Source organism: Methylibium sp. (assembly GCF_965279545.1).
Lineage (GTDB): Bacteria > Pseudomonadota > Gammaproteobacteria > Burkholderiales > Burkholderiaceae_C > Methylibium.
The window spans coordinates 4,429,507-4,442,717 of the sequence record NZ_OZ257250.1 but is presented as its reverse complement, the minus strand read 5'-3'; the positions used below and the strand labels follow the sequence as shown (position 1 = coordinate 4,442,717).

Annotated in this window: 14 protein-coding genes; 8 read left to right on the top strand and 6 right to left on the bottom strand. The window is 65.3% G+C overall.

What is annotated here, in order from left to right; all coding sequences use genetic code 11:
- Window positions 1-47 precede the first annotated feature (47 nt).
- Entirely contained in the window at window positions 48-800 is a 753-nt protein-coding gene (locus tag ACQY9S_RS21040) for an SDR family NAD(P)-dependent oxidoreductase (RefSeq protein WP_428422471.1), read from the top strand.
- A gap of 63 nt (window positions 801-863) precedes the next feature.
- On the opposite strand, the gene ACQY9S_RS21035 is transcribed toward ACQY9S_RS21040, so the two are convergent.
- On the bottom strand, window positions 864-1,751 hold the full coding sequence (locus ACQY9S_RS21035; protein WP_428422470.1) for an alpha/beta fold hydrolase: 888 nt from the start codon (window positions 1,749-1,751) through the stop codon (window positions 864-866).
- Between the two features lie 401 nt (window positions 1,752-2,152).
- Between ACQY9S_RS21035 and ACQY9S_RS21030 the strand changes: the two genes are divergently transcribed.
- The gene (locus tag ACQY9S_RS21030; protein WP_428422469.1) at window positions 2,153-2,617 is read left to right on the top strand and encodes a winged helix-turn-helix transcriptional regulator; all 465 of its coding nucleotides are present in this window, start codon (window positions 2,153-2,155) and stop codon (window positions 2,615-2,617) included.
- 57 nt (window positions 2,618-2,674) lie between these two features.
- Here the strand turns inward: ACQY9S_RS21030 and ACQY9S_RS21025 are convergent, their stop codons facing one another.
- Window positions 2,675-3,613, bottom strand: coding sequence for a haloacid dehalogenase type II (locus ACQY9S_RS21025; RefSeq protein ID WP_428422468.1), 939 nt, complete (start codon window positions 3,611-3,613; stop codon window positions 2,675-2,677).
- Window positions 3,614-3,674: 61 nt separating this feature from the next.
- Window positions 3,675-4,685: a LysR family transcriptional regulator gene (locus ACQY9S_RS21020; protein WP_428422467.1), complete on the bottom strand. Its 1,011-nt coding sequence runs from the start codon at window positions 4,683-4,685 to the stop codon at window positions 3,675-3,677.
- Between the two features lie 30 nt (window positions 4,686-4,715).
- Between ACQY9S_RS21020 and ACQY9S_RS21015 the strand changes: the two genes are divergently transcribed.
- The 5 genes from ACQY9S_RS21015 to ACQY9S_RS20995 all read left to right on the top strand — a co-directional run bounded on the left by ACQY9S_RS21015 (window position 4,716) and on the right by ACQY9S_RS20995 (window position 10,049).
- The gene (locus ACQY9S_RS21015; RefSeq protein WP_428422466.1) at window positions 4,716-5,261 is read left to right on the top strand and encodes a carboxymuconolactone decarboxylase family protein; all 546 of its coding nucleotides are present in this window, start codon (window positions 4,716-4,718) and stop codon (window positions 5,259-5,261) included.
- 75 nt (window positions 5,262-5,336) lie between these two features.
- Window positions 5,337-5,975, top strand: a complete 639-nt coding sequence (locus ACQY9S_RS21010; RefSeq protein WP_428422465.1) for a pyridoxamine 5'-phosphate oxidase family protein — start codon at window positions 5,337-5,339, stop codon at window positions 5,973-5,975.
- Window positions 5,976-6,447: 472 nt separating this feature from the next.
- Window positions 6,448-7,638 (top strand): hypothetical protein, encoded by a 1,191-nt coding sequence (locus ACQY9S_RS21005; RefSeq protein ID WP_428422464.1) that lies wholly within the window; start codon window positions 6,448-6,450, stop codon window positions 7,636-7,638.
- A 38-nt stretch (window positions 7,639-7,676) separates the two neighbouring features.
- Window positions 7,677-8,957, top strand: coding sequence for a hypothetical protein (locus tag ACQY9S_RS21000; RefSeq protein ID WP_428422463.1), 1,281 nt, complete (start codon window positions 7,677-7,679; stop codon window positions 8,955-8,957).
- A gap of 159 nt (window positions 8,958-9,116) precedes the next feature.
- Window positions 9,117-10,049: a class I SAM-dependent methyltransferase gene (locus ACQY9S_RS20995; protein WP_428422462.1), complete on the top strand. Its 933-nt coding sequence runs from the start codon at window positions 9,117-9,119 to the stop codon at window positions 10,047-10,049.
- A gap of 130 nt (window positions 10,050-10,179) precedes the next feature.
- On the opposite strand, the gene ACQY9S_RS20990 is transcribed toward ACQY9S_RS20995, so the two are convergent.
- From ACQY9S_RS20990 to ACQY9S_RS20980, 3 genes are all read right to left on the bottom strand, one after another.
- Entirely contained in the window at window positions 10,180-10,716 is a 537-nt protein-coding gene (locus ACQY9S_RS20990; RefSeq protein ID WP_428422461.1) for a DUF4148 domain-containing protein, read from the bottom strand.
- A gap of 343 nt (window positions 10,717-11,059) precedes the next feature.
- Window positions 11,060-11,947, bottom strand: a complete 888-nt coding sequence (locus ACQY9S_RS20985; protein WP_428422460.1) for a metallophosphoesterase family protein — start codon at window positions 11,945-11,947, stop codon at window positions 11,060-11,062.
- A gap of 115 nt (window positions 11,948-12,062) precedes the next feature.
- Window positions 12,063-12,440 carry a c-type cytochrome gene (locus tag ACQY9S_RS20980; protein WP_428422459.1) on the bottom strand — a complete coding sequence of 126 codons (378 nt, stop codon included), beginning with the start codon at window positions 12,438-12,440 and terminating at the stop codon, window positions 12,063-12,065.
- A 191-nt stretch (window positions 12,441-12,631) separates the two neighbouring features.
- Between ACQY9S_RS20980 and ACQY9S_RS20975 the strand changes: the two genes are divergently transcribed.
- Window positions 12,632-13,210 (top strand): sigma-70 family RNA polymerase sigma factor, encoded by a 579-nt coding sequence (locus tag ACQY9S_RS20975; RefSeq protein ID WP_428422458.1) that lies wholly within the window; start codon window positions 12,632-12,634, stop codon window positions 13,208-13,210.
- Window position 13,211: the final 1 nt, after the last annotated feature.

The following is a 13,211-nucleotide window of genomic DNA, read 5'->3' as shown; positions in this document are numbered from 1 at the left end:
AGCATCGTGGGGCCGTTGACAACAAAGCCGCTGACCAGGAGACCGCCTTGACCATACCCCCCATCGTCCTCATCACCGGCGCACTGACCGGCATCGGCCGCACCACGGCCCTCGCGTTCGCGAAGGAAGGCGCCCATCTGGTGGTGTCCGGCCGTCGCGACGAAGTCGGCCAGGCGCTGGCCGCCGAGCTTCGCGACCTGGGAGTGCAGGCGGAGTACATCCGCGCCGACGTGCGCATCGAACAGGACGTTGCGGGCCTGGTCGCACGCACCCTGGAGCGCTTCGGCCGCATCGACGTGGCGGTCAACAACGCCGGCACCGAGGGCCACACGGGCATGCTTGCCGACCAGACGGTCGACAACTACCGCAACACCTTCGACACCAACGTGCTGGGCACCTTGCTGAGCTTGAAGCACGAACTGCCGGTGATGCAGGCCCAGGGCGGCGGGAGCATCATCAACCTGTCGTCGATCGCGGGGCAGGTCGGCTTTGCCGGCGCCTCGGTGTATGTGGCGAGCAAGCACGCCGTCGAAGGCCTCACGAAATCAGCGGCCCTGGAGGCCGCGGCCTTTGGGGTGCGGGTGAACGCCGTCGCGCCGGGGCCGATCGAGACCGACATGCTGGACCGCTTCACCGGCCGCAATGCCGAAGCGAAGGCCGGGCTGGTGAGCGTGGTGCCCGCCAAGCGCGTCGGCCATCCCGAAGAGATCGCCGACGCGATCGTCTTCCTCGCGTCGAACAAGGCACGCTACCTCACCGGACAGTGCATCGCCATCGACGGCGGCTACACGGCTCAGTGACGCCTGCCTGCTCTCGGGCGGGTCGCGAGCCGCTGGCGAGCGGCCCGCCCGGTGGCCGCTGCTTCAGCCTCGGAGCAGTCGATCGATCGCGGCGGCGATCGGATCCACGTGGGTCTCGAGCGCAAAGTGCCCTGCGTCGAGCAACTCCACCCGCGCATTGGGATTGTCCCGCTTGAAAGCCTCGGCACCGGCCGGGATGAACAGCTCGTCGTGCTTGCCCCAGATCGCCAGCATCCGAGGCTTCGCGGTGCGGAAATAGGCTTGGAAGGCCGGATAGAGCTTCACATTCGACGCGTAGTCGAGAAAGAGGTCGAGCTGGATGTCGGCGTTCCCCGGACGCGCCATCAGCGCGGCATCGAGCGTGTAGGTCTCGGGCGCCACGGCGTCGGGCCTGGCGAGGCCGTGCGTGTAGGCCCAGCGCGTCGTCTCCAGCGTGAGCGCTTCGCGCAGGGCCTGCCGGTTGGGCTGCGTGGGCTCGCGCCAGTACCGCTGGAATGGCGCCCAGGCTGCGCCCAGGCCTTCCTCGTAGGCGTTGCCGTTCTGCGAGACGATGGCCGTCACCCGCTCGGGATGGGCCATCGCGAGCCGCAAGCCGACGGGCGCGCCGTAGTCGAACACATAGAGCGCATAGCGCCCGAGGCCCAAGGCATCGACGAAGGCCTGCGTGGTCCGGGCCAGGGCGTCGAATGAGTACACGTAGTTGCGCTCGGCCGGCACCGTCGTGAAGCCGAAGCCCGGGAAGTCCGGTGCGATCACCCGGTAGCGATCGGCCAGGCGCGGGATCAGCTCGCGGAACATGTGAGACGAGGCGGGAAAGCCGTGCAGCAGCAGCAGCACCGGCGCGTCAGGTGCGCCGGCTTCGCGGTAGAACACACTCACGCCGTCGGCGGTGACGGTCTTCAGCGTGGCGCGCGTCAGCACAGTCGGGGCGGAGGTTGGAGCGATCGGCATGGCAGTGTCCTTGCTGGTGTTGCGCGTTGCTTGAGAGCGGGCGTGAGCTTCGGTGGCCGACGCTTCGCTCGCGACGAGCAGCGTGGCCGTGGTCTTGACTGCGGTAAGCAGCACGGAACGACGCGACGGGTGGTGTTTGAGTGGCATGACGGTTCGATGGACTCCGTGGTGGGTGGTTGGAATATTGGTTGCATTACGAAACCATGCGGATGCTACGCAGTTTGGTTTTATGATGCAACTATCGTGTGGAAAATCGGGTGCACCGCGGCGAATGCCATTGCCGGGGCGTGGCTTGCTGCGCATGCCGCCGCGCGAGTCAGCCGACCGGCGCTGCGGGTCTGACGGCGCTCGCAACGGCAAACGAAGAGATGACCTGGATCGCGACGGTCCGAGGAGCAGAGATGGTCAAGCGCAAGAGTCTTGCGGGAGCGGAATGTCCCGTCGCCAGAGCCCTGGACGCCATCGGCGACTGGTGGTCACTGCTGATCGTTCGCAATGCCTTCGACGGGATGAGCCGCTTCGGCGAGTTTCAGAAGGACCTGGGCCTCGCGAAGAACATCCTCGCGGCGCGGCTGCGCACGCTGGTCGCCCACGGCATCCTGGACGTGGTCCCGGCGTCCGACGGCAGCGTCTACCAGGAGTACGTGCTGACCAGGAAGGGCCGAGGGCTCTTCCACGTGGTGGTCGGCCTCAGGCAGTGGGGCGAAGACCACTTCTTTGCGCCGGGAGAGCCGCACTCGGTGATGGTGGACAGCAAGGCGGGACGCTCCGTGCGCAGGCTGGAACTGCGCTCCGCGGATGGGCGGCTCCTGGGACCCGCCGATGCGGTCGTTAGGAAGCTGCCCGCGCGGCGTCCGCGCCCCTGAGCCGGCTCGCAGATCCGTCCCGCACGCGAGACGGCGCACGGTCCGGCTGCCGCATCATCAGCTGCCCAATGCCCAAAGCAGCAGCGCTTCGAAATTGCTGCCCTGGGCATCGGCCATGCTGCCCAGTTGTTCGGTCGCCTGCTGTGTCCGGTTGACCCAGAAGGTCGGGTAGCCGAAGGCCTTGGCCCCCGCCGCATCCCAGCCTCCGAAAGCGGCAAAGCCGATCTGCTCGCGCGGCAGGCCGAAGGCATCGACGCCCATCTGGTAGGCCCTGGGGTGGGGCTTGAAGACGCGCACGCGGTCGGTGCTCAGATGCGGGTCCAGCAGGTCTGCCAGCCCGGCGCTGTGGCTGGCCGCATCGAGCATGCGATCGGTGAAGTTCGACAGAAAGGCCAACCGGATACCGGCCTCGCGCAGCGCGACAAAGGCGGCTCGCACGTCGGGCCAGGCCTTCAACGACAAGAAGGCCTGCATCAGCTGGTCCCGTTGCGCCGGACGCAATTCGAGCTTGAGTTGCTGGGTGGCGAACACCAGTGCTTCTTCAGTCACCTGCCAGAAATCGGCATAGCGGCCCATCAGGGTGCGCAGCCATGAGTACTCGAACTGGCGCGTGCGCCAGAGCGACGACAGCTCCGCGCCACGGCCTGGAAACAGCTGCTCCGTCAAGGCGAGGATGGGGCGTGGGTCGAATGTCGTGAACCCGTCGATGGCGAGAGCCTTCAACGGGGGCGTGCGTGCCGCCCGTGCGAGTCCGGGTGCCGACGCGAGGGCCGTGGTGGCCAGCGATGCCGCGCCGGCCTGCAGGAATCGTCGCCGATCGGCGATGCTGGTGTTCAAGATGCTCTCCCTGATCCGCCATGGTGGCGTCAAAACAGTGGCGGAGACTTCGTCGTGAAGCCCGCCTCGGCGCAAACCATAGGTCCCACCTGTCTTCCGCACAATCCACAGCGGGCGAAATTCACCAGACCGCATTTCGAAACGACCGAGGACTTGCACGCCGTGCGGAGCTTTCCGCCGTCCGCGCTGGTTCGCGGGCCGAACCGACGGCGAACAAGGCTCAGTTCACCGCCGGGTTCTCGCGCAGACGCTCGATGGTCAGGTCGAGGAAGGCACGCACCTTCTGCGAAGCGTGTCGACCTTCGCGATGCACCACGTGGACCGGCATCACGTCCGACTCGAATTCCCGCAAGATGGCCTGCAAGGCACCCGAGCGGAGGTGATCCGCGACCTGGTAGGACAACACCCGGGTGATGCCGAAGCCGGCGACGGCGGCCGACAGCGCGGCCTCGTTGGTGGAGGTGCTCATGCGCGGACTCAGCCTGACAGTCTGCAGACCGCTCTTGCCGCGCAGACGCCACTCGGGCATCGGTGTCACGGGATTGGCCGAGATGATGACGTGCTGCTGCAGGTCGGCGGCCTCGACCGGCTCCGGATGACCCTCCAGGTAGATCGGTGACGCGCAGATGACTCTGCGCACCTGACCGACACGAACGGCCTTGAGCGTCGAATCCGGCAGCGCGCCGATGCGAATCGCCACGTCGACGCCTTCGTCCGCGAGGTTGACCACCCGGTCGACAAACCAGCAGGCGGCACTGGCCTGCGGGTAGAGCCGCAGGAACTCCGTCACGATGGGCGCGACATGGGTGTTGCCGAAGATGGCAGGCGCCGTGACGGTAATCAGGCCGCGCGGCGCGGCATGCGTGCCGCAGGCGGCTTCGTCGGCCTCGTCCGCTGCGGACAGGACGCGTCGGCAGTCCTCGACGTAGCTCGCCCCGGCGTCCGTCACGCGCACCGTCCGCGTGGTGCGCGACAGCAGGCGCACGCCCAGCCGGGCTTCTAGATCGGAGATGGCGCGCGTCACCGCGGGAGGCGAGATGCCCAGCTTGCGCGCCGCCGCGGCAAAGCCGCCGCAATCGACCACTGCAACGAACACACTCATCGCGTGCAACCGATCCATATTGTTCCTTCGCGCGAAACGGTCTCTTGGCACCGCCGGGCATTCTATTTTTCCCAGCGGTCGACCACAGTTCCGGTCAGCCGCTGCGGCATCACCTTCAGCGGCCAGCACCACAGCCTCTTCGTCAAAAGGAACTCGACCATGTCCCGCATCGCCAGCCTCAGTGCCGACCAAACACCCGCCGACTCCCGACCCCTGCTCGACGCCGTGAACCGCCAGCTCGGCATGGTGCCCAATCTGATGAAGGTGGTCGGCCACAGCCCGGCTGCACTCGAAGGCTACTTGAGCCTGAGCGGTGCATTGGCCAAGGGGTCACTCGGCGCGGGGCTGCAGGAGCGGATCGCCCTGGCGGTGGCCGAAGTGAACCAGTGCGACTACTGTCTTGCCGCACACACCTACCTCGGCAGCAACGTCGCGAAGCTGAGCGACGCGGAGATCCAGGCCGCGCGCGACGGCGATGCCGCGGATCCGAAAGTGGCCGCCGCAGTCGGCTTCGCGCAACTCGTCGCCAGCTCGCGCGGTCGCGTATCGGACGCAGAACTCGCGTCGCTGCGCGCAGCGGGCTTCGGTGACGCCGAGACGGTCGAGATCGTCGTGAACGTGGCCCTGAACGTGTTGACCAACTACATCAACAACGTTGCCAGGACGGACATCGACTTTCCTCAGGTCAGCCGCCGGGCTGCCTGAGCCCATGCTCGCCGCGGGCCGCAATCCTCCGCCACCGGCCCGCGGCGCAGTCAATATCCAGATGGGTGGATCCTCATGAGCCGTGCCTACGCCGACCTTGCCTTCACACCTGCCGTCCGAGCCCTGCAGACGCAGGCGGGCAGCCGCACGCACTACGCGCGGCTCGACCACCTCGAAGACCGCGGTGACTCGCTGACCGACGACGAGGTGGCGTTCATCACCGCGCGAGACGGCTTCTACCAGGCCACGGTGAGCGAAACCGGCTGGCCGTACGTTCAGTACCGCGGGGGAGCGAAGGGCTTTCTCGAAGTCATCGACGACAAGACGCTGGGCTATGCGGACGTGCGTGGAAACCGGCAATACATCAGCGCCGGCAACTTGACGAACGACGACCGCGTGGCGCTGTTCCTGATGGACTACGCCACGCAACGGCGCCTGAAGATCATGGGACGCGCCCTGCTGCTCCCCGCCGAGGAAGGCCGGGACCTGTTGAGCTTGCACGACCTGCGCAACAAAGCGTCGCGGGTCGAGCGGGTGGTGATGATCCGTGTCGAGGCCTTCGACTGGAATTGCCCGCAGCACATCACGCCGCGGTTCACCCTCGCCGAGGTCGCGGAGCTCGTCGCACCATTGCAAGAAGAAGTGCAGCGCCTGCGACAGGCCCTCTCACTGCATCAGGCCACCGCCGCGCCCAGCCCGGGCGCTCGCCTCTGACCGAGCGAACGGCACTGCGATCAACGGCGGGCGCTCGCCCGCACCTCCGCGGCTCGGACACCACTGGCTGCCGAGCCGGTGCCTGCGCGCCGGAAGCCTTTTCACGAGACACCGAACTCCTCGCCCCTCGTTGAGCGGCGAGGCGCTGCTTCTCGCGACCGCTTCTCACCCGCACTCGGTCTTTCTGACCAAGTCGCACGCTTGCATTTCACTTCTATTCCCGACCCACTGGTTCAGATCCCACCTTGCCCCATTGGGGGGCAATCCACACCGACAAAATAATTCCCTGTCGACTTCCTTATTTTTTCTATGAGAACGATAGGAATAGACGTCGTAAGGACATGGTCGCTGCGCAGACCTACAGAGTCCGCATCTTCTGTACGCCGGTTTGAATCTGATCCAGGGATTCGTCGCCTCTGTTCAGTGCGGACAAAGCCACACACCTTTGTCGTTCCACTCCACCGGAAATAGCATGAAGAAACGTCTCGCCCTACTCAGCTTGGCCTGCATCGCAGCGTCCGCCTCTGCGCAGAACTTTCCTCCACCGACTCCCATCACGGAGATACAGCCGTCGCCCGCATCGATCGGTGCCGACGTTCCGGCCACCTATTTCGGAACCGCTCCTTCGACCGTTCAGAAGGAGCTGATCGGCCCGTACCAGCTTCTCAAGGCAGGGACGCTGGATCAGCAGGCAGGGACCATCACCCTGCCCCTGTACAAGGGCCAGCTCGGCAGCGGCGAGTCGGTCTGGTATGTGCTCACGGACACCACCGACGAACGGAATGCCGAAGCACTGGGCTTGAACTTCGCCTCCAAGCTGGTCTACGCCGACGTAGGCAGGGGCGCACGCAAGGCCACGCAACAGTTGATCAACGGGAAGACGGTTGTCGTCTTCGAGAGCGGTCGGGTGGACTTCTCGCCGGTGCGCTCCGTGACGCCTGGCGCGGCACCGAACTATTTCCCACCGGCGGCAGCCCAGCCGGGTTCGGTCGGTGACGCGAACTACAGCCCCTTGGCCAAGATCGGCGGCTTCATCTACAACGCGCCGATGGTGGCTTTCAACGTGAGCGAGGAAACGCTCAACGGGTACTGCAACGGCAATGCCGATCACAACATCGTGCATGACAAGGTGGTATCGATCTGCCCGCGAGATGGCGTCGTGACACTGGCGTTGACAACGGGTTTCAGCTTCGCCCGCCCGGTCTTGTACTTGAGCATGGAAGCCAACAACGCGCTGCCCGCAGCGCTGGAAGGCGCCACGCTTGCTCCCGGCCTGACCGACATCAAGGTGGGCAGTGACGACAGCGCATTCAGCGCGGTGGAGCGGCTCTTCACGATCACCAACGGCCCGGTCAATGTCGAGGCGAATGTCGTGAATCCGCAGCGCCAAGGCCTCAACAGCGCAGTCAAGGGAGACACCGGTGGCCCGCTCAACGTCCTGGGTGGCATCCCGACCATTGCCACCGACTACAGCCCGTTGTGGGACCTGAACGTCGGAGAGTGGACGCAGCACGCCATTGACAGCCACTACCGCTCGCGCGTGCGCGAGGAATTCCAGATTCTCGGCCTTGTGAGATCTGGCTGGATGACCGGCCCAGGGGGCAAGGCCTTCGGCTCGAGCGGACTGATCGTGAACTGCCCGATCGTCTTCCGCTTCCTGTAATTCACACCACCCTATCCCCAAGTTTTCGGAGAATCACTATGCGCAAGCCATTTCTACTGACGGTGCTCGCCACCAGCATCCTCGTCGCCTGCGGCGGCGGTGGCGGCGACTCGCCGTCCACGGGCGGCACCTCACCGTCTCCTGATGTGAGCCCCGGTGCCGCCACTGGCGATTTCACGAGCGGTGTGGTCGCCATCGCCAATCCCACCCCGATCACCGAGATCCAGCCGTCGCCCGCGTCCATCGGCGCCGATGTTCCCGCCACCTATTTCGGCACGGCTCCTTCCACCGTGCAAAAAGAGCTGATCGGTCCCTACCAACTGCTCAAGGCCGGAACGCTGGACGAAGAAGCGGGTACGCTGACCCTGCCGCTCTACAAGGGGCGCGTTGCAAGCGGTCAGACGGTCTGGTACATCCTCACCGACACCTCGGACGAGAAGAATGCAGCGGCACTCGGTCTCAACTTTTCCGCCAAGCTCGAGTACGCAGACGTGGGTCGCGGCGTGCGCAGGGCGACACAGCAGCTGATCGATGGTGAAACCGTGGTGGTATTCGCCAATGGCACGGTAGATTTCTCTCCGGCCGTCTCGGTCACGCCCGGCGCAGCACCTCGCTATTTTCCGCCGACGGCCGTTCAGCCCGGGTCCGTGGGTGACGCCGACTACAGCCCACTGGCGAAGATCGGCAACTACATCTACAACGCGCCGATGCTTGCCTTCAATGTCGACGAAGCGACGCTCAACCAGTACTGTGACGGCTCTGCAGACCATCGGGTGGTGCACGACAAGGTGGTCTCGATCTGCCCGCGCGACGGTGTCGTGACCCTGGCGCTGACGAAGGGCTTCAGCTTCGGGCGGCCCGTGCTCTATCTGAGCACCGAAGCCAGCGATCCGCTGCCCGCGAGCCTCGAGGGTGCCACCTATGCCGCTGCTCTGACGGACATCAAGGTCGGCAGCGACGACGGCGCCTTCAGCGCCGTGGAGCGTCTCTTCGCCATCGTCAACGGCCCGACCAACGACGTACCCGGAGAGATCAACCCGCAGCGCCAGGGCTTCGACAGCGCACTCAAGGGAGATGGTGGCCCGCTGAACGTGCTGGGAGGCATTCCGACCGTGGCCACCGACTACAGCCCGCTGTGGGACCTCAATGTCGGAGAGTGGACACAGCATGCGATCGACTTCGACTATCGATCGCGCGTGCGTGAAGAGTTCGAGGTGCTCGGCTATGTCCGTGCCGGTCACTTGACTGCGCCGGGAGGAGCCCCGTTCGGTTCGAGTGGCCTGATCGTCAACTGCCCGATCGTCTTCCGATTCCTCTAGGACGACTTCGCCCCCGGGGCCAGCGCGGGCGGTGACGCCCGCCGGAGTGTCCGATGTCCAGCGGAGCAGGCTCCGTCCGCTTGACATCGATGCCCGATCGCTGCGCCCCCCAGCGCAGGCCGCTCGCCCCGCCAGCGCGCCTGACCAACCTTCGAAGCCGTGGCCTGGCTGCCCTCAAGAGCGGCGGCATCAGAAGGCCTCGATCCACCTACCCAGTTCACGACCGACTTGTCGAACCGCCTCAGCCGAGGCCACCGGGCTCACGCCGCGGCCGTCTTCTGCGGGCTGTACGATGACTCAGTTTCGCTCGAGGAGCGTTCAATGAATCCGCACCGGCGCCGCCAGCTCATCCTGTACTCATTGATGGCACTGGGCGAATCCTGGCCCTCGCCGCATGCGTTCGCCGCTTCGGACGCCGACTTCATGGCCGTTATTGCGAGCCCGTTGCGAAGCGAGGACGATCGCAAGGCAGACGAGAACCGCAAGCCGCTTGCCCTCTTGCGATTCGCGCAATTGCAAGCAGGCATGACCGTTCTCGACATTTCGGCCGGCGGCGGATACACCACCCAGTTGATGGCGCTGGCTGTCGGCCCTCGGGGCAAGGTCTGGTCCCAATTGGAACAACCGCGCCCCGCTCTCGACCAGCGACTTGCCGAACATCCGCAGGCGAATATCGAAGTCCTGCTCAGACCGCTCGAGGACCCATTCCCGGCCGCTGCACCGCGCGTCGATCTCGTGACCCTGGTGCTGTCCTATCACGACATCGCCTATGCACCAGTGAACCGGAGCAGGATGAATCGCGCAATCTTTGCCGCGCTCAAACCCGGTGGTCACCTGCTTCTGATCGACCACGCCGCCAAACCGGGGCACGGGTTGAGCGACGTGAAGACTTTGCACCGTATCGACAAACGAACCGTGCGCAGCGAGATCGAATCCGTCGGGTTTGTCTTTGAAGCCGAAGCCGACTTTCTGCGCAACCCGAAGGATCGTCGCGAACGAGCCTTCTTCGACATGACGACTCCGACCGACCGGTTCGTGTTGCGATTCGTCAAACCATGCCGTGGCGGCAGGCCCGGTCCTTGTTCTGGTTGAATCACTGAACGCCAGGACCGATTCGAATCAGCCCTGGCGGCAAGCCGAGGCTGCCCTCTCGCTCACCACCAGGGAACGCCCGTTCTCACACCACTTGCCGGCATGAGAAGCGACCGCTATCGACTCAATGTCACTGACTCGATCCATCAACCGACGGCCCATTCAGAGCGCCGACCTGCTGCGCTTGCGGCATGCTGGACATCGTGGTCTTCGGGTACAGATTCGGCCAGAGCTCGTTGAGCTTGCGACCGCTGTCGCCATTGCCGACGATGTCGCCGGTACGGATGGCTTCCGCCAGTTCGGCGCGCACCTGCGCACGCGTAAGCCCGGGCGCTTCGGGTCGGGCCGGATACGCGCCCGGGTTCAATTCGCGCAGGGATGCAGAACCCTCGAAACTGCGGATCTCGCCGGTCCGGATCGCCTCGGCCAACTCCGCTCGAACCTGCTCTCTCGTCAGCGGCGTCGCTGCAGCCTGACTTGGGTAGCGCTGCGGAAAGAGCTCCCGCAGCGTCAGGCTCGTGTTGCCGGCGGAGATGTTGCCGGTGCGAATGGCTTCCGCCAGTTCGGCCTTGACTTCATCTCGAGTCTTGCCGGGCGATGCATGCGCGACTGTGACGCTGGCCGCCGCGGCGAGGACGAGCAAGCCGGTGATGCGATTCAATTTCATGATGATCCTTTCAGGTGATGAATGACTCCGGGAACGCGGCAGACGCTCAATTGCGTCTTGCCGAAACGTGACCAGACAAACGAATGACAGACAGAAGCGTCGGAAAGTACCCAATGAATCGAGAGCGATCCAATTCAGGGACAGACCTTATTGCTATTGACTCTTCGTGCTGTTCTGTCGCCACAGTCGCGACGTTCCTTACAGCCATGCAACCCGGCTGACAAGCGGCCGCACGAATTCGGATGGCGCGATCGCGCTGGAACACCGGGTGTCAGCGGCAACCGATCCGCTTGCCTCTTGCAAGTCGGGGAGGCCCCGTCACACGGACGGGGCCGCAACCGGGCTAGCCCTTGCTGACCGGCAGCTCCGTGAGCGTGTAGGAGGATTCCTTGAGCTCGGCCTCCACTTCGCGGAATCCCAGACCCTTGTTCGGCATGGCGGCATCCCAGGGCAGCGGCGTGCGCTTTTCCTGCGATCCGGGAGCCGGCAGCGGGAAGATCAGGGACTTGGCGGCGTGATGCGCCACCTGTCCCGTCATGTGATGGTGCTCCTGATGGATGTGGCCGTAGAAGACGGTCACGTGCTGGTACGGCGTCATCAGCTCGATGGCCTTGGCGCCGTCGCTCGTCGCCCAGTCCCATTGGGGGGCCAGGGCGAACAAGGGCCGGTGGGTGAACACGACGATGCGGGCATCCTTGGCCTGCCTGGACAAGTCGTTCTTGAACCAGTCGAGCTGCACGTCGCCGAGTCCGGCGCCGATGTCGGACACGTTGTCCAGCGTCACGAAGTGAACGCCCTTGTGGTCGAACGAGTAGTAGGTCTTGCCGAACTGCTCCTTGAAGGCGGCGCCATTGTCCTGCGACGCGTCGTGCTCTCCGGGGATGAACTTGACATCCTTGACCTTGAGCTGGCTGACGATGTCGCGGAACTCGGCCAGGCGCCGGCGGCGCTCGGCGGGATCGTTCGTGGTGTGCGTCAGGTCGCCGGTGAAGATGATGAAGTCGGGGGTCTGCTCGAGGGCATTGACCGTGGCCACGGCCTTCTTCAAGGTGTTCGCGGCGTCCGGATTGGCCGCACCGCTGTAGCCCCAGTGGGTGTCGGACAACTGGACGAAGAAGAAGTCGTCGTAGCTGTCCTTGCCGGCCGCGCGCGCCGGGCCGTACAGCCCCGACATGAAGACGGCCCCGCCGCCGACGGCGGCAAGTTGCATGAATTTTCTGCGATTGGTCATGTGGTGTACCTCGTGTGTTGGTGAAGCGACCCCGCTCGAACCCAGGGTCGCGAAGGGTGGAGAAAACGTCCATGGAGGCACCGGCGCGTCGGCCGGGCCGGCACTGCCGCAAGCGCTACGGCTTCGATGCCTCCTGCTTCAGGTAGGCGATGAGATCGAGCCGGTCCTGCTCCGACGGCACGCTCACGTTCATCTGCTGCCCGGGAATGAGCTTCTCGGGGCCGGCCAGCCACTTGTCGAGGTTCGCTTCCGTCCAGACGACGCCGGAGGACTTCACCGCGGCCGAGTACGAGTAGTCGCTCACGCTGCCCGCCTTGCGGTTGAATACGCCCCGGTGGCGCGGCCCCAGCTCGTTCTCGTCGAACGAGTGACAGGCGGCACACTTGCCCTGGTACAGCTTGGCGCCGTTCACGGCATCGCCGGCGGCGAACGCCGCGCCGCACCAGCCGATGGTCAGGCTCAGCGTCAAGCTCAGTGATAGGTATTGCTTCATGGAGTGTCGAATCAGGGTTGAGGGGTCGATGTCGCCGCGGCGCTTGCCGCCTTGCAGTGCCATACCGGCAGCCCGGCGCAAATATTCCGGGTCCCGCGGTCCGGCGGTCCGGCGCACGGCGAGCGAGCCGTCGGCGCGTTCAGGGAATAAAACCGGCACGATCCGGGTATGCCCATCAGGAGGGGCTTCGTGTGAACGCAAACTCAGGCAATGACGAGGGTCGGGCGCGCTTCCAGCGGCTCGTCCTGCCGCACCTGGATGCCGCCTACAACGTGGCGCGCTGGCTCACGCGCAATGACCATGACGCGCAGGACGTCGTCCAGGACGCCTGCTTGCGCGCCATGCGCTACTTCGACACCTTCCGAGGCGACCAGGTGAGACCGTGGCTGCTGCAGATCGTCCGGCACACCTGCTATTCATGGCTGCGCGAGAACCGGCCGGCCGAAGTGGTCGCCTTCGACGACGACGAAGGCGAGGCCGAGATGGCGGCCCCTGCGGCGGACGAGCCCCTGGTCATCGCGCTGCGCAATGCGCAGCGCCAGCAGATCAACCACGCGATCTCGAGCCTCCCGATCGCGTTCAGGGAAGTGCTGATCCTGCGCGAACTCGAGGATCTGTCTTACAAGGACATCGCCCGCATCGCCGACGTCCCGGTCGGCACGGTGATGTCGCGCCTGTCGCGAGCGCGCCTGATGATGCAGAAGGCGCTGTCGCCGGAGGGCCGGCCCGTGCTGCGCACCGTACCGCGATCGGCCACCGGGGGAGCATGAA

Coding starts and splice junctions, on each gene's coding strand:
- ACQY9S_RS20980 (WP_428422459.1), bottom strand. CDS start 12,440: ATGAAGCAATACCTATCACTGAGCTTGACGCTGAGCCTGACCATCGGC.
- ACQY9S_RS20990 (WP_428422461.1), bottom strand. CDS start 10,716: ATGAAATTGAATCGCATCACCGGCTTGCTCGTCCTCGCCGCGGCGGCC.
- ACQY9S_RS21035 (WP_428422470.1), bottom strand. CDS start 1,751: ATGCCGATCGCTCCAACCTCCGCCCCGACTGTGCTGACGCGCGCCACG.
- ACQY9S_RS21005 (WP_428422464.1), top strand. CDS start 6,448: ATGAAGAAACGTCTCGCCCTACTCAGCTTGGCCTGCATCGCAGCGTCC.
- ACQY9S_RS20985 (WP_428422460.1), bottom strand. CDS start 11,947: ATGACCAATCGCAGAAAATTCATGCAACTTGCCGCCGTCGGCGGCGGG.
- ACQY9S_RS21010 (WP_428422465.1), top strand. CDS start 5,337: ATGAGCCGTGCCTACGCCGACCTTGCCTTCACACCTGCCGTCCGAGCC.
- ACQY9S_RS21015 (WP_428422466.1), top strand. CDS start 4,716: ATGTCCCGCATCGCCAGCCTCAGTGCCGACCAAACACCCGCCGACTCC.
- ACQY9S_RS21000 (WP_428422463.1), top strand. CDS start 7,677: ATGCGCAAGCCATTTCTACTGACGGTGCTCGCCACCAGCATCCTCGTC.
- ACQY9S_RS21030 (WP_428422469.1), top strand. CDS start 2,153: ATGGTCAAGCGCAAGAGTCTTGCGGGAGCGGAATGTCCCGTCGCCAGA.